The following is a 22268-nucleotide window of genomic DNA, read 5'->3' as shown; positions in this document are numbered from 1 at the left end:
CGTGTGCGACCCTTTCACTTCACGTCCACCATCACCGTGGGCGCGATGCGCAGCAGGCTGATGGACGCCGAGCGCCCCATGAAGCCGCGCGCCTCTTCAATCGCCTCGGAGAGGGTGTCGGTGCGGTCCCAGCCGAGCAGGGCCGGGACGTGGTTGTTCTCCGCGCCCGCGACGATGACCTTGCCCACGTGCTGGCGACCGTTCTCGCCCCAGTACCACATGTAGAAGGGGTGCACGCCGTGGTAGGCGTTGCCCTTCCTGTACAGGTGCACGTAGCTGGGGTTCTCCGCGAACTCCTTCTCGTACTTGTGCTCCAGCCGCATGGAGTCCCGCGTCTCCGGCAGCAGCCGGTGGAAGAACTCGATGTAGCTGGGGTGCTGGACGGGGTCGAACTCGTCGTAGGCCGGGTGCAGGAGGATGAGCACGCCCCCCTTCTTCACCAGCGGCACGCCCCGGTTGAGGTTGTAGAAGTAGCCCAGCCCCATCACCTGCACGAGCAGCGGGTTGAGGATGGAGTTGACGCTGTAGGGGCTGACGAACGGGATGGGGAAGATGACGATGTCGCTCTGCCCCTCCACCGGCACCACGTACTGCTTCCAGCTCTGCTCCAGCGTCTTGGCGTGCGTGGGCTCCGTGGCCCCCGCGAACACGCCCGTCACGTCGTAGGGCGCGGGGATGGCGTTGAGGACCTTCCGCGCCGCCGCGCGGGGCAGCTTGGACAGCGTGTAGCGCAGGGCCTGGAACTTCAGCCGGTCCGCCTCCGTGTAGTCCTCCTCCTTCTTCGCGAGGAAGTCCGTGGGCGCGCCGAACATGCGGTTGTTCAGCGTGGTCTCGATGTGGAAGACCTTCAGCGTCTTGTCGATGACCGTCCCGATGCGCGAGTTCTTCGTGTAGAGCGCGCTCGCCTTCGGCTCCATGTAGCTGTCGGAGTCGCGGATGGTCTTCGGGTTGTGGTGGTGGCGCAGCGACGCGTAGTTCGTCACGCCCGTGCCCATGGACTTGTGCCCGCCGTTCATGGGCACGAAGTTCACGTTCACGTAGACGACGAGGTCGCTCTCCGCCACGCGGCGGTTCACCGCCACCACCTCATCGTGGCTGGTGCGCTCCAGCTCCGTGATGCCGTCCGGGTCCTCCGCGTCGTGGTTGTAGTAGCGGTCCGGGTAGTAGGCGTCGAAGATCTTCTGGCCCACCATGCGCTTCATCTCCCCCTCCGTCATCCGGCGGTGGAGCGCGTTGGCGATGACCAGGTGCACGTCGTCCACGCCCGAGTCCGCGCACAGCTCCAGCACCACCTCCAGGATGGACTGGCGCACGTCCGGGGTGACCATGGGCGGCAGGGGGACGCTGATGTCGTCGATGACGCAGGTCAGCCGCATGCCGGGCTTGAGCAGCGCGTGCAGAGGGTCCATGCCCTCCGGGTGGTTGATGGCCCAGCGGATGGCGGCCTTCACGTTGGGCACGCCCTCCAGCGGGGGGCGGGGGAAGATGACCCGGGTGCCCACGGGCAGGTCTTCCTGGAGGAAGCCCTCGCCGTAGAAGAGCGCCCGCGGAGGGCTGCCCTTCTCCGTGATGACCACCTGGCTTTCCTCGTCGTACAGCTTCTGGAGCGTCTTGAGCGGGCGCATGGATGAAGGGGGCGGCGAAAGGGTGGGGTTACTTCAGGTCCAGGATGGGCCAGTTGTACGCGCGCGCGAGCGAGCGCAGCCGCAGGTCCGGGTTCACCGCGGTGGGCCGTCCCACCACGGCGAGCATGGCGTAGTCGGAGGCGCTGTCCGAGTAGCCGTGGCACTGGTTGAGGGCCAGGTTCTCGCGCTCGCAGTAGGCGCGGATGGCGTTGGCCTTGTTGGCGCCTTCGATGATGGGCGGAATCACCTTGCCGGTGGCCTTGCCGCCCACGAACTGCATCTTGTTGGCGATGACGTCGTCGCAGCCCAGGTGCCGGGCCAGGGGGCGCATGGTGAAGTCCAGCGCCCCGGTGACGAGCACGATGCGGCAGCCGGCGCGGCGCGCCTCGTCGATGAGGTCCTGCGTCTGCTCGTACAGCGCGGGCTTGAGGACGTCCTCGAACATGTCCTCCGCGATGGTGACCAGCCGGTCCTCGCTGAGGCCCGCGTAGTAGCGGTAGAAGAACTCGTTGAAGGCCTTGCGGTTGACGGCATCCAGGATGCCGAACACCGGCAGCCCCAGGGCGGTCCCCAGGGTGCGGCCCGCGATCCCCCGGAGCGAGCCCCGGTTCGTCGCGTAATAGGCATAGACGTGGACGATGTTCGTCCGGACCAGCGTCCCGTCGACGTCGAAGAAGGCTGCTTTGGCGGGCACTTTGGGGGGCATGGGCGGTCGGGCTTCCTCCCATCCTGGGGGGGGTGCGGTCAACGACAGTGGAAGGGCCGGCCTGGGCCGCCGGCCCTTTGGGCGCATGGGGCTATAACCAGCCCTTCGCGCGATACCATTCACCGCTGCGCGTGATGGACTCCGCCAGCCCCCGGCGAGGTCGGAAGCCTAGCAGGCGCTCGGCCTTGGCCCCCGAGCACGTCCAGGCCGGGGCCAGCAGCTGCCGCGCCAGCTTCCGGTTCAGGGGGAGCTTCCGCCCGGTCACCCGCGTCACGCCGTCCGCCGCCGTGGCCAGGGCCGTCAGCACCGCCGGGGACAGCCGCCAGGTGCGCGTCTTGAACCCCAGCGCCTTCGCCCCCAGGTCCTCCATCTCCTCCAGGGTCAGCCGCTCCGGGCCCGCGCAGAAGAACGCCTCCCCCAGGGCCTCCGGCCGCTCCGCCAGGACCAGCAGGAGGTCCACCACGTCCTCCACGTCCACCAGCGACAGCGGCCGGGGCCCCCCGGTCAGCTCCAGCCGGATGCCCTGCTTTCCCAGCTTGAAGAAGGTCAGGTTTTCCCGGTCTCCGGGCCCCAGGATGCGCGGCGGGCGGATCACCGTCACGGGCAGCCGGTCCTGGAAGGAGAACGCGATGCGCTCCGCCTCCGCCTTGCTCTCGCCGTACCACTCATGGGGATGGAAGGCGTCCTCCTCCACGTGGGGCCGCTCCGGGGTGGAGGGGCCGTGGGAGGCCAGCGAGCCGCACATCACCAGCCGGGGGCGGGGCTGGGGCAGGGCGGCCATGGCCTCGCAGACGAGGCGGGTGCCGTGCGCGTTGACGCGCATGAACTCGTCGCGCAGCGCGGCGCGGCGGATGCCGGCCAGGTGGAAGACGACGTCCACGCCCTGCACCGCGCCGGCCAGCGAGGCGGGGTCCGTCACGTCGCCCACCACCCGCGTCCAGGGGTGGCCCTCCAGGGCCTTCTCCAGCTCGCGGGCGTCCGTGGTGGGGCGCAGCAGGCAGGAGACCCGGTCGCCGCGCGCGGCCAGCGCCCGCGCGAGCCAGGTCCCCAGGAAGCCTCCGGCGCCAGTGATGAGGGCATTCATGGGCGCTGTTTCATCCGAAAAGCCACATCCCGTCCACCGTCGAAATGGGCAGGGTCCGCCCCGAGGAGGCGCGCGCTCCGGACGCCGACTTTCCGCCTCCGGGCGCGTCGCGAGGCGCAATCCCCGAGGGAGAACGGCCTCCGGAGCCGGTTTTTGGGGCTCCAGACGCGTCGCGGCGGTTCCGCTCCCGAGGGAAGAATGCGCTGCGGGGCCGAGTTCTAGCCTCCGAAGCCATTGCTCCGAGGAGAGTCAGAGGGAAAAAGCGCGCGATGGACGCTGTTTTTCGCTCTAGGCCGTGCTACTACGCGCCATCGGCTCTAGCTTGAAGCTGCAAGCACGCCGTGCAACGTCCCCTTCGGAGGGGAGGAGACACAAGACGAATGGCCGCCAAGAAAGCCGCTGCGAAGAAGTCTGCCCCTGCTGCCGCGAAGAAGCCTGCCGCCAAGAAGGCCGCGGGCCGTAAGCCCAACGCCGCCTTCATGAAGGAGATGACGCCTTCCAGCGAGCTGGCGGCGATCGTCGGGTCCAAGGCGCTGCCCCGCACCGCGGTGGTCAGCAAGATCTGGGAGTACATCAAGAAGAACAACCTCCAGGACGCGAAGAACAAGCGCCAGATCAACGCCGACGACAAGCTGAAGCCCATCTTCGGCGGCAAGAAGAGCGTCACCATGTTCGAGATGACCAAGCTGGTGAACAACCACCTGAGCTGAAGGTGGCGCGGGCCCGTCGGGGGCCGTCGCTGGTTGCCCGGAGGACCCTGGGGGCTCGTCACGCATCGCGCGGGACGGGCCCTCCGCTTTTTCCCTCGGGGACAGGCCTCCCGCCGGAGCGTTGAAAAGGGGGCGAAGGCGCATCTCCCCGCTGGCGGACGCGCCGCGTCGCGCCTACCTCTGGGGGCCATGTTCCATGACAGCCTCGAGTCAGGAGAGCGCGCCGCGCGGCAGGCGGGCGCGGAGGGCACGCACACGACGGTGGAGGCGCAGGCGGCCGACCTCTTCGAGCAGGTCCAACGCGAGCTGCAATCGCGCCGCGTCACGCCGCTGTCCACCTACCGGATGCAGCTGCACCACGGCTTCACCTTCCAGCAGGCGAAGGCGGTGGTGCCGTACCTGGTCCGGCTGGGCGTGAGCGACTTCTACGCGTCCCCCTACCTCAAGGCCACGCCGGGCAGCACCCACGGCTATGACTGCGTGGACCACCAACGAATCAACCCGGAGGTGGGGACGCCAGAGGACCACGCGGCCTTCTGTGACGCCCTGCGCGAGCACGGGCTGGGGCAGGTGCTGGACGTGGTGCCCAACCACATGGGCATCGAGCGGGACAACCGGCTGTGGCTGGACGTGCTGGAGAACGGCCCGTCGTCCGTCTACGCGAAGTTCTTCGACGTGGACTGGCGGCCGGTGAAGGACGAGCTGGCGGACAAGGTGCTGCTGCCCATCCTGGGGGACCAGTACGGCATCGTGCTGGAGCGCGGCGAGCTGAAGCTGTCCTACGACGCCGGCGCCTTCCACGTGCACTACTACGACCACCGGCTGCCGGTGGCGCCGCGGCAGTACGCGAGCATCCTCCAGCACGGCCTGGAGCGGCTGGAGAAGCAGCTGGGGCCGGAGTCGCCGCACCTGGTGGAGCTGCTCTCCATCCTCACCGCGCTGGAGCACCTGCCGCCGCGCACGGAGGTGAACCCGGCGAAGGTGGTGGAGCGGCACCGCGAGAAGGAGGTCATCAAGCGGCGGCTGGCCGCGGTGGTGGCGGACTGCGCGGAGCTGGCGGCCTATGTGGAGGAGAACGTCCGGGTGTTCAACGGCACGCCCGGCAACGTGCGCTCCTTCGACCTGCTGGACGCGCTGCTGCAGGGGTGCAGCTACCGGCTGGCGCACTGGCGCGTGGCGGGCGAGGAGATCAACTACCGCCGCTTCTTCGACATCAACGGGCTGGCCGCCATCCGCGTGGAGGACCCGGACGTCTTCCAGGAGGCGCACCAGCTCATCTTCGAGTGGCTGCGCGAGGGGCGCGTCACGGGGCTGCGCATCGACCACCCGGACGGCCTCTTCGACCCCACCGCCTACTTCCTGGACCTCCAGGAGCGCTTCTTCGTGGAGCGCGCGCGGGCGCGCTTCCTGGCGGAGGCGGGGGGCGGGGACGAGGCGCGGTGGGCGGAGGTGGAGGCGCTGCTGCGCGCCAGGTGGCGGCGCGAGGTGATGGACACCCCGGACAGCCCGCTGCGCAAGGCGCTCTTCGTGGCGGTGGAGAAGATCCAAGGCGGCCGCGAGCGCATCCCGGACACCTGGGCGGTGCACGGCACCACGGGCTATCGCTTCGCCAACGCGGTGAGCGGCCTGTTCGTGCACCCGGCCGCGGAGGCGCACCTGACGGAGACGTACGAGCGCTTCGCGGGCGGCACGCAGGACTTCGCGGAGCTGGTGTACCAGAAGAAGCTGCTCATCATGCGCGTGAGCATGGCCAGCGAGATCAACGTGCTGGCGCACGAGCTCAACCGCATCTCCGAAATGAACCGCCGCACGCGCGACTTCACGCTCAACAGCCTGCGGCGCGCGCTGGTGGAGTTCATCGCGCTCTTCCCCGTCTACCGCACCTACGTGGACGGCTGGCGCGCGGAGCTGGACGTGCGCGACGTGCAGTACATCGAGTGGACCCTCCAGCGCGCCAAGGAGCGCAACACCACCACCAACGCCTCCATCTTCGACTTCCTGCGCGACATCCTCCTGCGCCGCTACCCGGAGCACGTGGGGGACGACGAGAAGGCGGTGATGCTGCGCTTCGCGATGAAGCTCCAGCAGGTGACGGGCCCGGTGATGGCCAAGGGCCTGGAGGACACCGTCTTCTACATCTACAACCGCCTGGTGAGCCTCAACGAGGTGGGCGGCGAGCCGGAGCACTTCGGCATGCGCGCCACCACCTTCCACCTGCGCAACCAGGAGCGCGCGGAGCGCTGGCCGGCGAGCATGCTCACCTCCAGCACCCACGACACCAAGCGCAGCGAGGACGTGCGCGCGCGCATCAACGTCCTCACGGAGCTGCCGGAGGCCTGGCGGGAGAAGGTGCGCGCCTGGGCGGACCTCACGCAGCCCTTCATCAGCCACCTGCCCACGGGCCCCGCGCCGTCGTCCAACGACGTCTACCTCTTCTTCCAGACGCTGGTGGGCGCGTGGCCCATGGGGGAGGCGGTGCCGGAGGGCGAGTGGAAGGCGTTCCACCGGCGCATGCGCGAGTACATGGGCAAGGCCATCAAGGAGGCCAAGGTCCGCACGTCGTGGACCAACCCGGACGGCACCTATGACGACGCGGTGGCGCGCTTCGTGGACGCGTGCTTCGACCCGGCGAGGGGCCAGGCCTTCCTGGACGACGTGAGGGCCTTCAAGCGCCGCATCGAGCGCGCGGGCCAGCACAACGCGCTGGGGCAGCTGCTGCTGAAGCTGGCCTCGCCCGGCGTGGCGGACACGTACCAGGGCTGCGAGCTGTGGGACCTGTCGCTGGTGGATCCGGACAACCGGCGGCCGGTGGACTACGCCCTGCGCGAGCGGCTGCTCACCGCTCTGGACGCCGCGGCGGCGAAGGACCGGCCGGCCCTGTGCGCGCGGCTGAACGAGGACTTCGACGACGGGCAGGTGAAGCTCTTCGTGCTGGCGGAGGCGCTGCGGCTGCGCCAGCGGCACGCGGACCTGTTCCGCGCGGGCGGCTACGAGGCGCTGGAGCTGTCCGGGCCGCGCTCGCCCTCGGCGGTCGGCTTCGCGCGCACGCTGGGTGACAGCGTGCTCATCGCCTGCGCGCCGCGTTACACCCTGGAGGCGCTGGAGTCCGGGGGGCTGGCGACGGCGTACGACGGCACGTTCCTGGACCTTCCGGCGGCATATGCGGGCATGATGTTCCGCAATGTCTTCACCGGGCGCTCCGTCCGTCCCCAGCAGGGGCCGGGAGGCGTGGGGCTGGCCCTGGGGCCGCTCCTCGCGGAGTTCCCGGTGGTGCTGCTGGAGAGGAGCGCTGGATGAGGAGGGCCGAGGTGCTTCCAGGGAGGCCGTTTCCCCTGGGCGCCACGTACGACGGGAGCGGCGTGAACTTCGCCGTGTTCAGCGAGCACGCGAAGAAGGTGGAGGTCTGTCTCTTCGACCCCGCCGCTCCCACGAAGGAGACGCGCCGCTTCCCGTTGCTGGAGACCACGAACCACGTCTGGCACGGCTACATGCCCGGCGTGCACGCCGGTTGCCTCTACGGCCTGCGGGTTCACGGGCCGTATGAACCGAAGAAGGGCCTGCGCTTCAACCCGCACAAGCTCCTGGTGGACCCCTACGCCAGGGCGCTGCACGGCCAGGTGGACCCCGAGGCCCCCATCCACGCCTACGTGCACGGGGGCAAGGACGAGGACCTCGTCATGGACACGCAGGACGACGCCTGGGGCGTGCCCAAGGCGGTCATCCTGGCGGACGGGTTCGACTGGGAGGGGGACCGGCGGCCGGAGGTGCCGTGGCACAAGACGGTCCTCTACGAGCTGCACGTGAAGGGCTTCACGAAGCTGAACCCGCGCGTGCCGGAGCACCTGCGCGGCACGTACGCGGGCCTGGCGCACCCGGCGACGATCGAGCACCTGAAGAAGGTGGGCGTGACGTCCGTGGAGCTGCTCCCCATCCACGCCTTCGTGGACGAGCCGTTCCTCACCCAGAAGGGGCTCTCCAACTACTGGGGCTACAACACGCTGGGCTTCTTCGCGCCGGACGCGCGCTACAGCGCGTCCGGCTCGCTGGGCGAGCAGGTGGCGGAGTTCAAGGGGATGGTGAAGCTGCTGCACCGCGCGGGCCTCGAGGTGATCCTCGACGTGGTCTACAACCACACCTGCGAGGGCAACCACCTGGGCCCCACGCTGTCCTTCAAGGGGCTGGACGCCGGCGCGTACTACCGGCTCAGCGAGAAGGACCCGCGCTACTTCATGGACTTCACCGGGTGCGGCAACTCGTGGAACGCCACGCACCCGTACGCGCTGAAGCTCATCGCGGACTCGCTGCGCTACTGGGTGGAGGTGATGCACGTCGACGGCTTCCGCTTCGACCTGGCGACGACGCTGGGGCGGGACCGGCACGGCTACGACACCCGCGCGGCCTTCTTCCAGATCATCCACCAGGACCCGGTGCTGAGCCGCGTGAAGCTCATCGCGGAGCCGTGGGACGTGGGGGACTACGGCTACCAGGTGGGCAACTTCCCGGTGCTGTGGAGCGAGTGGAACGGCAAGTACCGCGACACCATGCGCCGGTACTGGAAGGGCGACGACCGGCAGGCGGCGGAGATCGGCTACCGGCTCACCGGCAGCTCGGACCTGTTCTCGCTGTCCGGCCGCAAGCCCATGGCGAGCGTGAACTTCGTCACCGCGCACGACGGCTTCACGCTGCACGACCTGGTGACGTACGGCCAGAAGCACAACGAGGCGAACGGCGAGGACAACCGCGACGGCGCCAATGACAACCACGCCTGGAACTGCGGCGTGGAGGGGGAGACGAACGACCCCAAGGTGAACGCGCTGCGCGAGCAGCAGAAGCGCAACTTCCTGGCGTCCCTCTTCCTGTCGCAGGGCGTGCCCATGCTGGTGGCGGGCGACGAGATGGGCCGCACGCAGAAGGGCAACAACAACGCCTACTGCCAGGACAACGCGCTGTCGTGGGTGAACTGGGAGCTCAACGAGAAGCAGCGCCAGCTCCTGGACTTCACCGCCCGCATCGCGAAGCTGCGGCGCGAGCAGCCGGTGCTCTCCAAGCGCCGCTTCTTCCGCGGGGCCCACATCTGGGACAGCGAGCTGAAGGACCTGGCGTGGTTCCGGCCGGACGGCAAGGAGATGACGAAGGAGGACTGGGAGAAGCCCTACGCGCGCTCCCTGGCCTTCCTGCTGGGCGGGGACGCCATCGCCACGCCGGACGACGAGGGCCACCGCATCGTGGGGGACACGTTGCTGGTGCTGCTCAACGCGCACCATGAGCCCATCACCTTCCTGCTGCCCGCGCTGGAGTGGGGCGCGGACTGGGAGCTGGTGGTGGACACGGCGGCCACCGGGGAGTCCCTGCGCACGCACACCCCGGCGGGCGGCAAGGTGCAGGCGGCGGGCCGCTCCCTGGTCGTCCTCCGGCGCCCGGCGACGGAATGGGAGTAGCCGCCCGGGCCCATCCCGGGGTAGGGAGCGCCCGATGACTCATTCACTCTGGCCCTGGGTGGGCTTCAACGTCTTCGTCCTGGCGATGCTCGCCCTGGACCTGGGGCTGTTCCACCGGAAGGAGCACGCGGTGTCGCCGAAGGAGGCGACGCTGTGGACGCTGGTGTGGGTGAGCATCAGCCTCGCCTTCTGCGGGGGCGTGTGGCGCTACGGCGGTGAGGCGCCGGCGCTGGAGTGGCTGACGGCGTACGTCGTGGAGTACGCGCTGTCCGTCGACAACCTCTTCGTCTTCCTGATGGTGTTCGGCTACTTCCGGGTTCCGCCGCAGCACCAGCACCGGGTGCTCTTCTGGGGCATCCTGGGCGCGTTCGTGATGCGCGCGCTGCTCATCGTCGCGGGCACGGCGCTGGTGGCCCGCTTCGAGTGGCTCATCTTCCTGTTCGGCGCGTTCCTCGTCTACACGGCCTCCAAGATGCTGTGGGCCAAGGACGACGATGACGTGGACCCGGAGGCGGGCCTCATCGTGAAGCTGGCCCGGCGCCTCCTGCCGGTGTCGCGCCAGGGCGAGGGCAGCCGCTTCTTCCTCACCGAGGACGGCCGGCGCAAGGTGACGCCGCTGTTCATCGTGCTGCTGGTGGTGGAGGCCACGGACCTGCTCTTCGCCATGGACTCCATCCCGGCGGTGCTGGGCATCAGCAAGGACCCCTTCATCATCTACACGTCCAACGTGTGCGCCATCCTGGGGCTGCGCTCGCTCTTCTTCGTGGTCTCCAGCCTGATGGAGAAGTTCCACCTGCTGAAGGTCGCGCTGGGCGTCATCCTGGCCTTCGTGGGCGTGAAGATGCTCATCGAGCACTGGTTCAAGATCCCCATCGGCATCTCGCTGGCGGTGATTGGCGGGTGCCTGCTGGTGGCCATCCTGGCGTCGCTGGTGTTCCCCAAGCCCCCGGAGGCGGAAGGGGCCCCCCCGGTGGCGGAGGCGGACAAGGCCCCGGACGCGCCGGCCCGGGAGCAGGAGCGCGGCTGACGTCGGGCCCCAGGCCCTCCCCAGGGGGCCTGTGTTTCCCTTGCATCGGGCGGGAGTCGCTGCCAAGTCTCCGGCCATGTCCACCGCCACCACCGACGGCATCCGCGTCACCGTGGAGCCGACCTTCTGGCCGGAGCGCAGCACCCCCGAGTCCGGGCAGTTCGCCTTCATGTACAAGGTGGTGCTCCTCAACGAGGGCCCCCTGCCGGCGCAGCTGCGGTCGCGGCACTGGATCATCACCGACGCCCAGGGGAACGTGGACGAGGTGAAGGGCGAGGGCGTGGTCGGCCGTCAGCCGCACCTCAAGCCGGGCGAGCGGTTCGAGTACACGAGCTGGGCGATGCTGCGGACGCCCTTCGGCACGATGCGCGGCACCTACGAGATGGAGCGCCCGGACGGCACGCGCTTCGAGGCGCGCATCGCCGAGTTCGCGCTCACGCTGCCGCACGCGCTGCATTGAGGGCACGGGGACACCGCGCATGCCTGTGCCGACCACGAAGCGGGGGCTGTTGCTCATCAACCTGGGGACGCCGGACGCGCCCGAGTCCGGCCCCGTGCGCCGCTACCTGCGCGAGTTCCTCAGCGACCCGCGCGTCATCGACATCCACCCGGTGGCGCGCTGGTTCCTCCTGAACCTCTTCATCCTGCCCGTGCGTCCCGCGAAGAGCGCGGAGGCGTACCGCAAGGTGTGGATGAAGGAGGGCTCGCCGCTGCTCGTCCACGGCCGCGCGCTGGAGGCGAAGGTCGCGGAGCGGCTGAAGGAGGACTACGAGGTGGAGCTCGGCATGCGCTACGGCAACCCGTCGCTGCCGGACGCCATCGCGCGGCTGCGGGCGAAGGGCGTGTCGGAGCTCACGGTGCTGCCGCTGTATCCGCACGAGGCGACGTCCTCCTCCGCGTCGTCGCTGGCGCGCACCTATGAGGTGCTGTCGGAGGGCTGGGACGTCCCCAACGTGCGCGCGGTGCCGGCCTTCTGGGACGACGCGGGCTTCCTGGACGCGTTCGCGGCGGTGGCCCGGCCGGTGATTGACGACCTGCGCGCGGACCACGTGCTGTTCAGCTTCCACGGGCTGCCGGAGCGGCACATGCGCAAGAGCGACCCGACGGGGCAGCACTGCCTGTCGTTCGCGGGCTGCTGCGACGCCATCACGGACGCGAACCGGCACTGCTACCGCGCGCAGTGCTTCGCGACGGCGCGGCTGCTGGCGCAGCGGCTGGCGCTGCCGGAGGGCGGCTCCACGGTGTCCTTCCAGTCGCGGCTGGGGCGCACGCCGTGGGTGAAGCCCTACACGGACCTGGTGCTGCCGGAGCTGGCGGCGAAGGGCGTGAAGCGGCTGGCGGTGATGTGCCCGGCCTTCGTGGCGGACTGCCTGGAGACGCTGGAGGAGATTGGCCTCCGCGCGAAGGAGCAGTTCGTGGCGGCGGGCGGCGAGGCGCTGACGCTGGTGCCGTCCCTCAACGCCCACCCGGCGTGGGTGGACGCCGTGGTGGGGCTGGTGCGCGCCTCGGACGGCCCGTCGGTCAAGGCGCGGGGGTCGCGGTAGGCGCGGGCGCGGCGGGCGTCTCCTGGGCCTGGGGGGCGCTGACGGGCGTGAGGCGGGCCTGCCAGGTGCCCACGGGCAGGTTCACGGCGGGCCGCGCGGGGCCGTTGAGGGTGGTGGACAGGGTGCCCGACCAGGAGCGCCACTGGCCGGCGTTCACCAGGAACTCGCCCTTGCCGGTGACCTTCACGGTGGCGCCCAGCTCGGTGCCCGCAGGCTGGGGGGTGGACGGGGGCGGCGCGTCGGCCAGCGCGTCGGGGACCTCGGTGCCCTCGGTGCTCTCCTTGGGCAGATCCTTCAGGCTGGGGCGCGGGGGGCTGAGGGTGCCGGCGAACTGCTCCTGGAGGTCGTACTCGAGCGTGGCCACCTGCTCGCCGTTGTCGCCCGGGGTGACGGAGACGAGCTTCACGCGGTGGTGGCGCTCGCCGCCGGGGGCGCGGCGGAACAGGGTGCCCAGGGCGTCCGGCGTGGTGAGCTCGGCGCCCAGGGGCCACGTGTCGCCGGGGCGCACGGGGTCGCGCGGCAGCTCCAGCACGAGCGTGGCCAGGTTGCGCGCGGGGCCCTGGAGCCCGTCGATGATGAAGCCGCGGTCGCTGAAGGTGGCGTCCTCCGGCGCGCCGTGGTTGGGCGTCACGTGCAGCTGGCGCTCACCGGATTTGTCCAGCTGGAGCACGTAGGTGTACGCGGTGGGGACGGGGGCGTTGGCGGCGGCCGGGGCCTGCGGCTCGGCGGGGGCGGCCTTGGCGCCCTTCTTCTTGTCGGCCTTGGCGGCCTTCGCCGCAGGGGCGGCCTCGGGGCCGGCGGCGTTGCGGTCCAGCGCGAGGTCCAGGCGGAAGGAGACGGGGGTGCCCTCGGCGAGCTTCCAGCGCAGGACGACGGCGTCCTTGGGGATGGCGGGGGCGGCGGGAGCCGGAGCGGGCTCCTCGGGCGCGGCCTCGACGGCGCCCGGCGGGCGCGGGATGGGCTCCAGCTTGCCCGGCGGCTCCTGCTTGCAGGCGGTGAACGCGAGGGCGACGAGCAGACCGGACAGACTTCGCTTCACGGGGACACTCCTGGTGACCGTTGCGGGATAGCGGAGCGGACGGCGGTTGTAAAAGGGAGAACGGCTCATGACGCGGCCCGCCGGGGTTGGCGCCTTCTAGCAAGCCTGGGCGACCCGGGGCCCTTGCCGCAAGTCCCCCTCGGGCGTCCGGGTGTGGCTTCCTTCATGCGTTATGATTGAGTCTGCCCGAGAGGCCGCCCCGATGGGGGACACCCGTTCCATGGCGGGTGGGCGTCCGAGGGGCCGTTGTCGAGATTGGAGGTCCCATGAGACCGGGCGTGCTTGGTTGCATCGTGACGGCGTGTCTCATCGCTGGCTGCGTGACCACTCGCGAAGGGCTGATCGAGAAGAAGCGCCATGGGGCCATGCAGGACTGGAGGCGTCAGGGGCCTGACTATCGAAGCTCCGAGGGCTTCCAGGATGCCCGTTGGGGCATGAGCGTCGAAGAAGTCCGGGGGCTCTTTCCGGATGGAAAAATGCTCAATGAGAATGCGATGCGTTGGAAGTCCACCATCGCGGACCTTCCGGCGGTTGTGACGTTTGGCTTCCTGAAGGGCCGACTCGTCGCGGTCGACGTCTTCTTTCCGGAGGCCGGTAACGTTCGGAACTCACATCTGCTGATCCGGCGGTTGCTCAATCGGAAGTTCGGGACGCCGGTGCGCGATCGGGATACAGCCTATGAAGCCCAGTGGCGGGTTGGCAGCTATCGCTCTGCTGCGGATACCGTGTATGTGCTGGGGAAGCTTACGGAATCATTTACCGGCGTTCACCCGGATCAATATGCGCAGCAGCGCATCGATGTCCGGGCAGAAAACGATGAGGCGGAAGCCCGGCGAGAGGCGCGTGCTGCCGAGAAACGATTCTTGCTGCTGAGCCGGTGGGCGACGGTCGAAAGCGACGTCAAGCTCAGGAGCGTGAAAACGCCAGGCGTCGAGGCTGTGGTTGTCGAATATGAGAGTGCGAGGTATGCGCCGGAGCTCGCAGCGGCTCGGCAACGCGCAAGAGAGCTTGAGCTTCAGCGCATGACCCAGGAGCTTTGAGGGCTGTCGACCACGATCGATAGTGATGCGTGTCTCATTCAGCTGTCGCGGGGCGCCGCCGCGCGGGACAGCCGGTCTCGCACGGCGATGCCCAGGCCGCTCGCCGCGGGCAGGCAGGCCACGAGCACGTCGTGCCCCTGTTCGTCGGCTTCCCTCAGCCGTGCATAGAGGACACGCGCGGCCTGCGCGGGTTCTCCTGGCACGTCGAAGCGCTGCACCTCCGAGGGCAGTGACAGCGACGCGGGGCCCAGCACTCCCACGCGCAAACCCTGTGCACGCAGCGCTTCCACGCGCGCGAGCGCTTCGGTGGGCTCCGCGAGCACCACGCCGGCTCGCGGCGCGTAGTGCGACGCCAGCGACCCGGATACTCGCACCGTGGACGATGTGCGCACCGGCACCGCGCGCCCCAGCACCCGCTCGATGTCCTCCGTCGCCAGGCCCCCGGGCCTGAGTATCGCCGGCGCTCCGGATGACAGGTCCACGATGGTCGACTCCACGCCCACCGTGGACGGACCTCCGTCCAGCACCAGGTCCACGTCGTCGCCCAGGTCTCGCCGCACGTGCTCCGCCGTCGTCGGGCTCACCCGACCGAAGCGGTTGGCGCTCGGCGCGGCCACGCCTCCGCCCAGCCGCTCCAGCACCTCCATCGCGACGGAATGACCGGGCACCCGCAGCGCCACCGTGTCCTGGCCTCCCGTCACCGCGTCCGTGGCCTTCGACGTGCGCGGCAGCACCAGCGTCAGCGGCCCCGGCCAGAAGGCCTTCGCCAAGGCCAGGGCTTCGTCTGGCACCACGCGCGCCCACTCGGGCAGGTGCTCCGCGTCCGGGATGTGGACGATGAGCGGATGGGTCGCCGGCCGACCCTTGATGGCGAAGACGCGGCGCACGGCCAGCTCGTCCTCGGCGTTGGCCGCGAGGCCGTAGACCGTCTCTGTTGGCAGGGCGATGACGCCGCCGCGTCGCAGCAATTCGACTGCACGGTCGAGGAGGTCGGGAGTAAGCATGCTCGGGCCGCACTGTCTCCCCAGGAGAAACCATGGGCAAGTCGCACGTTTTCGAGGCGCGCAGCCAGATGCCAGTCCCCGCCGCCGACCTCTTCTCGTGGCACGCCCGCGAGGGCGCCTTCGAACGCCTGGCGCCCCCCTGGGAGACCGCGGAGGTCGTGGACCGCTCCGGTGACGGCATCCGCCCCGGCGCTCGCGTCACCGTCAAGCTCCACCTGGGCCCCCTCCCCCAGCGCATGGTCGCCGAGCACACCGCCTACGTGGAGGGCTCCTCCTTCCAGGACACCCAGCGCGAAGGCCCCTTCGCGAAGTGGATCCACGACCACCGCATGAACCCCGACGGCCCCGGGACCTCCATCCTGGAGGACTCCATCCAGTACGCGCTGCCCGTCGGGGCGCTCGGGGACACCTTCGGCGGTGGCTACGCCCGCCAGCGGCTGGAGCGCACGTTCGCGTACCGCCACGCGCTCACCCGCGCGGACCTGCGCCGCCATGCCGCCTTCGCCTCCCAGGGGCCGCTCACCGTGGCCATCGCTGGCGCGTCCGGCATGCTGGGCTCCTCGCTGTCCGCGTTCCTCACCACCGGCGGCCACCGCGTGAAGCGGCTGGTGCGTGGCCGCGCGAACCCGGCGCGCGGGGACATCGCCTGGGCCCCCGACCGGGGCACCCTCGACGCCGCCGGCCTGGAGGGCGTGGACGCCGTGGTGCACCTGTCCGGCTCCAACGTGGGCGAGGGCCGGTGGACCGACGCGCGCAAGGCGGAGATCCTCAAGAGCCGCACGGAGACCACCCGCCTGCTGTCGGAGACCCTGGCCCGCGCCACCCGCAAGCCGCGCGTGCTCATCTGCGCCTCCGCCGTCGGCTACTACGGCAACCGGGGCGAGGAGGCGCTCACCGAAGCCTCCTCCTGCGGCGACGGCTTCCTCGCGGACGTCACGCGCCAGTGGGAGGCCTCCACCGGGCCCGCCGAGGCCGCGGGCATCCGCGTGGTGCGCCTGCGCATCGGCGTGGTGCTGGACGCGCGGGGCGGGGCGCTCGCGAAGCTGGCGCTCGCGACCCAGGCGGGCGGCGGCGGCCCCGTGGCCTCCGGACGCCAGTGGATGAGCTGGGTGGCGCTGGAGGACGTGCTGGGCCTCATCCAGCTCGCCCTCTTCACCCCGTCCATCCAGGGGCCCGTCAACGCCGTGTCCCCGAACGCGGTGCGGCAGGGTGAGCTGGCGAAGGTGCTGGGCAAGGTGCTCCACCGCCCCGCGGTGTTCCCGCTGCCCGCCGCCGTGGTGAAGACCGTCTTCGGGCAGATGGGCGAGGAGACCCTCCTGTCGAGCGCCCACGCGCTGCCCACCGTGGCCCAGGCCCACGGCTTCCCCTTCCTCCTGCCCGACCTGGAGGGCGCGCTGCGCTTCACGCTGGGCCGCACCACCGACGGCGCGGAATACCGTCACGGGTGAGTCCGTTGGGGCGGCGCCTGTCGTCCCATGCGGCGCGCCCGGTGCTTGACACTCCTCGGGAGGGGCGACAGAAGTGCGCCGCTTCCCCCTCGCTTCGAGGAGTCTTGATGATCCAGGTCGAAGGGTTGACGAAGTTCTACGGCGAGCACGCGGCCATCCGGGACCTGGCCTTCACCATCGGCCAGGGCGAGGTCATCGGCTTCCTGGGCCTCAACGGCGCCGGCAAGTCGACGACGCTCAGGGTCCTCGGCTGCGTGCTGCTGCCCACCTCGGGGCGCGTCGTCATCGACGGGCACGACGTGGTGAGCCAGTCCCACGAGGTGCGTCAGCGCATCGGCTACCTGCCGGACGTGCCCCCCGTCTACGAGGAGATGACCGTGGGCGAGTACCTGGCCTACGTCGCCCGCCTGCGCGACGTGCCGGCGAAGGCCACCGCGTCCCACGTGGGCGAGGCCGAGGAGAAGACCGGCCTTCGCGACGTGCACGGCGACGTCATCGCCACGCTGAGCCACGGCTACCGCCAGCGCGTGGGGCTGGCGCAGGCGCTGGTGCACAAGCCCGCGCTGCTCATCCTCGACGAGCCGACCAGCGGCCTGGACCCGCTTCAAATCGTGGAGATGCGCGACGTCATCCGCGGCCTCAAGGGCGCGCACACGGTGCTCGTGTCCAGCCACATCCTCCCGGAGATCTCCCAGACGTGTGACCGGCTGCTCATCATCCACAAGGGCACGCTGCTGGCGCAGGGCAGCGAAGAGGAGCTGTCGCGAAGCCTGGGCGGCCCGTCCATCGTGCTGGAGGTGCGGGGCGACCGCGCGCGCGCCCTGGAGGCCTTGCAGGGCTTCGGCGCGGTGGAGGCGCGGGAAGGGGAGCGCGGCGTGCTGGCCCTGAAGGTCGCGGCGGCGCCGGACCTGCGGCCCCAGGTGGCTCGGGCGGTGGTGGGCGCGGGCCTGGAGCTGCTGCGGCTGGACGCGAACGAGGGACAGCTGGAGGCGCTGTTCCTGCGCCTGACGGGGCAGGAGGTGAAGGCGTGAAGGCGCTCCTGATTGCGCGCCGCGAGCTGGCCGGCTACCTGCGCACGCCCAGCGGCTACGTCATCCTGGCCATCATCCTCGCGGTCAACGGCCTGTTCTTCAACGCGTACGCCCTGGGCGGCGCGAGCAAGCGCTCCGCGGAGGTGCTGTCCGGCTTCTTCTACTACTCCAGCGGCTTCACCATCGTGGCCGCCATCCTCGTGTCCATGCGGCTGCTCGCGGAGGAGCGCCAGACGGGCACGCTGCCGCTCCTGTACGCGTCGCCGGTGCGGGACCGGGACATCGTGCTGGGCAAGTTCCTGGCGGGGCTCGCGTTCCTGGCGCTGTACCTGCTGCTCACGCTCTACATGCCGCTGCTGGTGCTGGTGAACGGCAAGGTGTCCTTCGGACACGTGGCGGCGGGCTACCTGGGGCTGCTGCTGCTGGGGAGCGCGTCGCTGGCGGTGGGGACGTTCGGGTCGTCGCTGGCGAAGAACCAGCTGCTCGCGGCCATCTTCTCCGCGGTGATGCTGGTGGCGCTCATCCTGTGCTGGCTGCTGGCGCGCATCACCGAGCAGCCGCTGTCGGACGTCTTCAGCGCGATGTCGCTGTGGAACCAGCACTTCCCCCCGTTCCAGACCGGGCTCATCCACGTGCGGGACGTCGTCTACTACCTGGGGGTCACCTACGTGGCGCTGTTCGCGGCCACGCGGGTGCTGGAAGCGCGGAGGTGGCGATGAGCACGCCGGCCTCTTTCGGAACGGGACTGGCCGCGACGGGGGCGTTCGTCGCGGGGCTCGTGGCGGTCTTCCTCGCGGAGCGGGTGCTGGGCGCGGGCTCCGGCCGCGTGGCGCTGGCGGCGCTGGGCACCGCGGTGGCGGTGGGCGCGACGGCGTGGCGCGCGGTGCGGGTGATCTCCGCGCCCTCGGAGCGGCGCGCGCTGGAGCGGTGGGTGCTCACGCTGTACGTCGTGGGGCTGGCCGCGCTGGTGCTCTACTTCGTGAAGGGGGACGTGGGGACGGCGCTCCTCGGGGAGCCGCTGGCGCGCTCGGCGCCCCGGCTGTCGGTGGTGCTGGCGGTGCTGTTCCCGGCGCTGCTGCTGTGCTCGCTCGTTCCGCTGGCGATGGTGGAGGCCGCGCTGGTGGCGATGGCGCGCGCGCCGGTGCCGGAGACGGGCCGCGTGCGCAGCGCGCTGTACTCCGGCCTGGGCGTGGCGTTCGTCGTCGTGTTCGCGTTCGCGGCGACGTACGTGGCCACGCAGGCGGACGCGACCTGGGACCTGTCGTACTTCCGGACCGCGAAGCCGGGCGATGCCACGCGCAAGCTGGTGCGCGGCCTCAACGAGCCCCTGCAAGTGACGCTCTTCTTCCCGCCCGCCAACGAGGTGGGGGAGGCGGCGCGGCAGTACTTCCGCGACCTGGAGCCGGAGAGCCCGCAGCTGGGCGTGGAGGCGCTGGACCAGGCCGTGGAGCCCGCGCGCGCCAGGGCCCTGGGCGTCAGCGGCAACGGCTCCGTGGTGCTGGCGCGGGGAGACCGCAAGGAGATCCTCACGCTGGGCCTGGAGCCGGAGCGGGCGCGGGGGCAGCTCCAGCGGCTGGACGCGGAGGTGCAGCGGCGGCTGCTGGCGGTGGCGAAGCCCCGTCGCGTCGTCTACCTCACGGGAGGCCACGGGGAGCGCGCGGACACGCGGCCCGTGCCGGGAGAGGCGGCCCGCCCGTCGGTGGCGCAGCTCAAGGAGCTGCTGCGCGCGCAGAACGTGGATGTGCGCACGCTCACGGCCGCCGAGGGGCTGGGGTCGGCGGTGCCCTCCGATGCGGCGATGGTGGCGGTGCTGGGGCCCACCCGGGAGCTGCTGCCGGAGGAGACCACCGCCCTGCGCGAGTACTGGGAGCGCGGTGGGCGGCTGTGGATCGCGCTGGAGCCGGAGGGCGCGGCGCTGGAGCCGCTGCTGCAACCCATGGGGCTCAAGTCGCTGCGCGTGCCGCTGGCGAACGACCGGGTGTTCTTCCGCACCACGCGTCAGCTGAGCGACCGGGGCAACCTGGGCACGGCGAGCTTCTCCTCGCACCCGTCGGTGACGTCGCTGTCCGCGCTGGGCTCCCAGGGCGCGGTGGCGTTCCCGGGCGCGACGGCGCTGGAGGTGGTGACGCCGCCGGTGCCCGGCGTGCTGCTGGACACGAGCGTGCGCGCGCACGCCGCGACGTTCGCGGACCGCAACGGCGACTTCGAGCCCGAGCCGGGCGAGGTCGTGAAGGCGTGGCCGCTGGTGGTGGCGGTGGAGCGGCCGGCGGGGGAGGGGAAGCCCGCGCCTCGCGCGGTGGTGATGGCGGACGCGGACGCGCTGGGCGACGGCATCCTGGGCAACCTGGGCAACGCGTACCTCGCGGTGGACACGCTGCGCTGGCTCTCCGGCGAGGAGGCGCTCTCCGGCGTGACGTCCAGTGAGGAGGACGTGCCGTTGCAGCACACGCGCTCGCAGGACGTCGCGTGGTTCTACGCGACGGTCTTCGGGGTGCCGGTGGCGGTGCTGGCGGTGGGCTTCTTCGTGACGCGGCGGCGCGGACGGCGCGCGCCTCGGGGTGCCGCGGCGGCGGGAGGTGCGCGATGAAGGCGCGTGATGTGGCGGTGCAGGGGGTGCTGGCGGGCGTGGCCCTGGTGGCCGCGTTCTTCGTGTGGCAGCGCGAGCCCTCGCGCGCGCCGGGTGAGGTGACGGTGGAGGACGCGCCGGCGAGCGCGCTCGACCGCATCCGGTACGACGAGGAGTCGCGCTTCGTGGAGCTGGTCCGCGACCCCCAGGACCGCGACACCATCTGGGTCCGCCTGGGCAGCAAGCCCGCGAAGCCGCCCCCCGAGGCCGCGATGGATGCGGGTGTCCTGGCCCGTGCCTCCGGTGACGCGGGCAGCGCCGCGCCCGACGCGGGAGCGCTGGCCCCTGCGACGAACGCCGGTGCACTCGCCCATGCGGGCATCGACGCGGGGCGTTCCGCGCGGGATGCGGAGGCGTTGGCCCGCGCGGCGCCCGACGCGGGCCCGCATCCGGCGGTCAGCGACGGAGGCGCGCTCGCCAGTGCTCCCACGGACGCGGGGACACCCGAGAGTCCTGCCCCCGTGCCTCCGCCCCGGGAGCTGCGCGGCAACGACGCGGCGCTCAAGCTGTTCTCCCGCTTCGCTCCGCTGCGCGCGCAGCGGGACCTGGGCGTCCTGGACCCGCAGAAGCTGGACGAGGTCGGCCTCGCGAAGACGGAGCGCGGCCTGACGCTCACGCTCGACGGGACGCCCCGGACGTTCCGCCTCGCCACCCCCGTGTCGGGCTGGGGCGCCCCCTACCTCCAGCGCACGTCCGACGGGCACGTCTTCCTCCTCGGGCCCGGGCTGCTGCCGGACCTGGAGGCCGCGGCCAGCCGGCTCGTGGACCGCCGGCTGCACGCCTTCGACGTGGACGGCTTCGACCGCGTCGTCATCTCCACGGGCACCCACTCCCGCGCCTTCATCGCCAACGGCCAGCCCCCGGGCGCCGTGCGGCTCTCGCCCGTGGACGCCCCCGGCACCCCGGACGAGTTCGCCCGCAACTGGCACGACCGCCTGTGGCGCCTCACCCCCGTGGAGCTGCTCGGCCGCGGAGAGGCCCCTCCGGGCCCGGCCCCCACGCCCGCCTTCCGCGTGGAGTACCAGCGCGGCGGCAAGGCCGTGGGCGAGCTCTCCATGGCGAAGACGCCGGACAGCTCGTGGTACGCGCGCACGGAGCTCGCCCCGGGCTGGGTCCGCATGGGCGGCGGCCTGGAGCTCCTGGCCGAGGACGCCGCGAAGCTCACCACGCCGCGCTGATGCTCACGGCGCGGCGGCGTCCGCCCGCTCCACGTCCAGCCGCACGTCCACGAAGCTGTAGGCCGGCCACGGCCCCGTGAAGCGGAACGTGTACGCGTCCAGCCGCGCCACCAGCGAGTGCAGCCGCGCCTCGAACGCGGCCACCCGCGTGCGGTCCACCAGGAAGGCCGCGTTGAGCAGCATCCGCTCCCCCAGCGGCGGCGTCTCGTGCACGGCCTCCGCCAGGGTCCGCAGGCCGGCCTTCAGCCCGTCCAGGTCCTTCCGGGTGCGGTCGCGCAGCGCCGCCTCCAGCCGCGCCTCGTGGTCCTCCTCGAGCTCGGAGGGGCCGCGCGCCAGCTCCGGGTTCGCCTCCCGCAGGCTGTGCATCAGCGCGTCGCCGTGGCAGTACACCTTCAGCCCCAGCTCCACGCGGCCCTCCAACTCGGACAGCGCCCGGCTCAACGGCACGCGCGCCACGTGCAAGAGCTCCCGCACGCGCTCCTCCGAGGGCAGCACCGTCCCGAAGGCCACCGGCACCAGCGTGTGCTCGCGCACCACGGCCTCCGCCACGCGCTGGTGCATCAGCAGGTGCGCCCGCGTGGGCACCACCCTCGGGCCCGCCACGTCCGACACCAGCGCCGCGAGGCAGCCCTCGCGCACCGTGCGCACCGGGGCCTCACCCAGCCCCGCGACGTCCGGCTCCCACCGCGTGTCTTCTCGCACGATGCCGTAGAGGTAGTGCGCCCGCCCCTCTCGCGAGGACTCCGCCTGGGTCTTCGCCGTCATGAC

The 22268-nt window shown here is 71.2% G+C and carries 18 protein-coding genes; 12 read left to right on the top strand and 6 right to left on the bottom strand.

Annotated features, from left to right (window positions below; genetic code table 11):
- Nucleotides 1–14 precede the first annotated feature (14 nt).
- The 3 genes from U8525_RS13155 to U8525_RS13145 all read right to left on the bottom strand — a co-directional run bounded on the left by U8525_RS13155 (nt 15) and on the right by U8525_RS13145 (nt 3415).
- Complete coding sequence (locus tag U8525_RS13155; RefSeq protein WP_374265372.1) at nt 15–1625, bottom strand: lactate racemase domain-containing protein; 1611 nt, start codon at nt 1623–1625, stop codon at nt 15–17.
- Between the two features lie 28 nt (nt 1626–1653).
- Complete coding sequence (locus U8525_RS13150; protein ID WP_374265428.1) at nt 1654–2319, bottom strand: HAD family hydrolase; 666 nt, start codon at nt 2317–2319, stop codon at nt 1654–1656.
- A gap of 103 nt (nt 2320–2422) precedes the next feature.
- A complete protein-coding gene (locus U8525_RS13145) occupies nt 2423–3415 on the bottom strand; it encodes an NAD-dependent epimerase/dehydratase family protein (protein WP_374265371.1) in 993 nt (330 codons plus the stop codon).
- Between the two features lie 380 nt (nt 3416–3795).
- Here U8525_RS13145 and U8525_RS13140 point away from each other — a divergent pair, with 380 nt between their 5' ends.
- The 6 genes from U8525_RS13140 to hemH all read left to right on the top strand — a co-directional run bounded on the left by U8525_RS13140 (nt 3796) and on the right by hemH (nt 12134).
- Complete coding sequence (locus U8525_RS13140; RefSeq protein WP_374265369.1) at nt 3796–4125, top strand: SWIB/MDM2 domain-containing protein; 330 nt, start codon at nt 3796–3798, stop codon at nt 4123–4125.
- A gap of 189 nt (nt 4126–4314) precedes the next feature.
- Nucleotides 4315–7422: a malto-oligosyltrehalose synthase gene (treY, locus tag U8525_RS13135; RefSeq protein WP_374265367.1), complete on the top strand. Its 3108-nt coding sequence runs from the start codon at nt 4315–4317 to the stop codon at nt 7420–7422.
- Entirely contained in the window at nt 7419–9563 is a 2145-nt protein-coding gene (gene glgX / locus U8525_RS13130; protein ID WP_374265365.1) for a glycogen debranching protein GlgX, read from the top strand. The genes treY and glgX overlap by 4 nt, the downstream gene beginning before the upstream one ends.
- Nucleotides 9564–9597: 34 nt before the next feature.
- Nucleotides 9598–10590 (top strand): TerC family protein, encoded by a 993-nt coding sequence (locus U8525_RS13125; protein WP_374265363.1) that lies wholly within the window; start codon nt 9598–9600, stop codon nt 10588–10590.
- A gap of 76 nt (nt 10591–10666) precedes the next feature.
- Nucleotides 10667–11050 carry a Co2+/Mg2+ efflux protein ApaG gene (gene apaG / locus U8525_RS13120; RefSeq protein ID WP_374265361.1) on the top strand — a complete coding sequence of 128 codons (384 nt, stop codon included), beginning with the start codon at nt 10667–10669 and terminating at the stop codon, nt 11048–11050.
- Nucleotides 11051–11069: 19 nt separating this feature from the next.
- Complete coding sequence (gene hemH, locus U8525_RS13115) at nt 11070–12134, top strand: ferrochelatase (RefSeq protein WP_374265359.1); 1065 nt, start codon at nt 11070–11072, stop codon at nt 12132–12134.
- Here hemH and U8525_RS13110 read toward each other — a convergent pair.
- A complete protein-coding gene (locus U8525_RS13110; protein ID WP_374265357.1) occupies nt 12112–13173 on the bottom strand; it encodes a hypothetical protein in 1062 nt (353 codons plus the stop codon). The genes hemH and U8525_RS13110 overlap by 23 nt on opposite strands.
- Before the next feature lie 266 nt (nt 13174–13439).
- On the opposite strand from U8525_RS13110, the gene U8525_RS13105 reads away from it, so the two are divergent.
- Complete coding sequence (locus U8525_RS13105; protein WP_374265355.1) at nt 13440–14213, top strand: hypothetical protein; 774 nt, start codon at nt 13440–13442, stop codon at nt 14211–14213.
- Nucleotides 14214–14251: 38 nt separating this feature from the next.
- Here the strand turns inward: U8525_RS13105 and U8525_RS13100 are convergent, their stop codons facing one another.
- Nucleotides 14252–15181 carry an L-threonylcarbamoyladenylate synthase gene (locus U8525_RS13100; RefSeq protein ID WP_374265353.1) on the bottom strand — a complete coding sequence of 310 codons (930 nt, stop codon included), beginning with the start codon at nt 15179–15181 and terminating at the stop codon, nt 14252–14254.
- 68 nt (nt 15182–15249) lie between these two features.
- On the opposite strand from U8525_RS13100, the gene U8525_RS13095 reads away from it, so the two are divergent.
- The 5 genes from U8525_RS13095 to U8525_RS13075 all read left to right on the top strand — a co-directional run bounded on the left by U8525_RS13095 (nt 15250) and on the right by U8525_RS13075 (nt 21500).
- The gene (locus U8525_RS13095) at nt 15250–16665 is read left to right on the top strand and encodes a TIGR01777 family oxidoreductase (protein ID WP_374265351.1); all 1416 of its coding nucleotides are present in this window, start codon (nt 15250–15252) and stop codon (nt 16663–16665) included.
- A 107-nt stretch (nt 16666–16772) separates the two neighbouring features.
- Complete coding sequence (locus U8525_RS13090; RefSeq protein ID WP_374265349.1) at nt 16773–17696, top strand: ABC transporter ATP-binding protein; 924 nt, start codon at nt 16773–16775, stop codon at nt 17694–17696.
- The gene (locus tag U8525_RS13085) at nt 17693–18415 is read left to right on the top strand and encodes an ABC transporter permease (RefSeq protein ID WP_374265345.1); all 723 of its coding nucleotides are present in this window, start codon (nt 17693–17695) and stop codon (nt 18413–18415) included. Before U8525_RS13090 ends, U8525_RS13085 begins: the two co-directional genes overlap by 4 nt.
- Nucleotides 18412–20283, top strand: a complete 1872-nt coding sequence (locus U8525_RS13080) for a Gldg family protein (RefSeq protein ID WP_374265343.1) — start codon at nt 18412–18414, stop codon at nt 20281–20283. The genes U8525_RS13085 and U8525_RS13080 overlap by 4 nt, the downstream gene beginning before the upstream one ends.
- Complete coding sequence (locus U8525_RS13075) at nt 20280–21500, top strand: hypothetical protein (protein ID WP_374265341.1); 1221 nt, start codon at nt 20280–20282, stop codon at nt 21498–21500. Before U8525_RS13080 ends, U8525_RS13075 begins: the two co-directional genes overlap by 4 nt.
- Nucleotides 21501–21503: 3 nt before the next feature.
- On the opposite strand, the gene U8525_RS13070 is transcribed toward U8525_RS13075, so the two are convergent.
- Nucleotides 21504–22265 carry a GvpL/GvpF family gas vesicle protein gene (locus tag U8525_RS13070; RefSeq protein WP_374265339.1) on the bottom strand — a complete coding sequence of 254 codons (762 nt, stop codon included), beginning with the start codon at nt 22263–22265 and terminating at the stop codon, nt 21504–21506.
- Between the last annotated feature and the right edge of the window lie 3 nt (nt 22266–22268).

Origin of the sequence: Corallococcus sp. RDP092CA, from assembly GCF_041903675.1 — a bacterium.
GTDB lineage: Bacteria > Myxococcota > Myxococcia > Myxococcales > Myxococcaceae > Corallococcus.
This window is presented reverse-complemented; position numbering and strand designations above follow the sequence as displayed.

Excerpts from the sequence above, each read along its gene's own strand:
- U8525_RS13155 (WP_374265372.1), bottom strand. The coding sequence starts at position 1,625 with ATGCGCCCGCTCAAGACGCTCCAGAAGCTGTACGACGAGGAAAGCCAG.
- U8525_RS13145 (WP_374265371.1), bottom strand. The coding sequence starts at position 3,415 with ATGAATGCCCTCATCACTGGCGCCGGAGGCTTCCTGGGGACCTGGCTC.
- U8525_RS13140 (WP_374265369.1), top strand. The coding sequence starts at position 3,796 with ATGGCCGCCAAGAAAGCCGCTGCGAAGAAGTCTGCCCCTGCTGCCGCG.
- treY (WP_374265367.1), top strand. The coding sequence starts at position 4,315 with ATGTTCCATGACAGCCTCGAGTCAGGAGAGCGCGCCGCGCGGCAGGCG.
- glgX (WP_374265365.1), top strand. The coding sequence starts at position 7,419 with ATGAGGAGGGCCGAGGTGCTTCCAGGGAGGCCGTTTCCCCTGGGCGCC.
- U8525_RS13125 (WP_374265363.1), top strand. The coding sequence starts at position 9,598 with ATGACTCATTCACTCTGGCCCTGGGTGGGCTTCAACGTCTTCGTCCTG.
- apaG (WP_374265361.1), top strand. The coding sequence starts at position 10,667 with ATGTCCACCGCCACCACCGACGGCATCCGCGTCACCGTGGAGCCGACC.
- hemH (WP_374265359.1), top strand. The coding sequence starts at position 11,070 with ATGCCTGTGCCGACCACGAAGCGGGGGCTGTTGCTCATCAACCTGGGG.
- U8525_RS13105 (WP_374265355.1), top strand. The coding sequence starts at position 13,440 with ATGAGACCGGGCGTGCTTGGTTGCATCGTGACGGCGTGTCTCATCGCT.
- U8525_RS13095 (WP_374265351.1), top strand. The coding sequence starts at position 15,250 with ATGGGCAAGTCGCACGTTTTCGAGGCGCGCAGCCAGATGCCAGTCCCC.
- U8525_RS13090 (WP_374265349.1), top strand. The coding sequence starts at position 16,773 with ATGATCCAGGTCGAAGGGTTGACGAAGTTCTACGGCGAGCACGCGGCC.
- U8525_RS13080 (WP_374265343.1), top strand. The coding sequence starts at position 18,412 with ATGAGCACGCCGGCCTCTTTCGGAACGGGACTGGCCGCGACGGGGGCG.
- U8525_RS13075 (WP_374265341.1), top strand. The coding sequence starts at position 20,280 with ATGAAGGCGCGTGATGTGGCGGTGCAGGGGGTGCTGGCGGGCGTGGCC.
- U8525_RS13070 (WP_374265339.1), bottom strand. The coding sequence starts at position 22,265 with ATGACGGCGAAGACCCAGGCGGAGTCCTCGCGAGAGGGGCGGGCGCAC.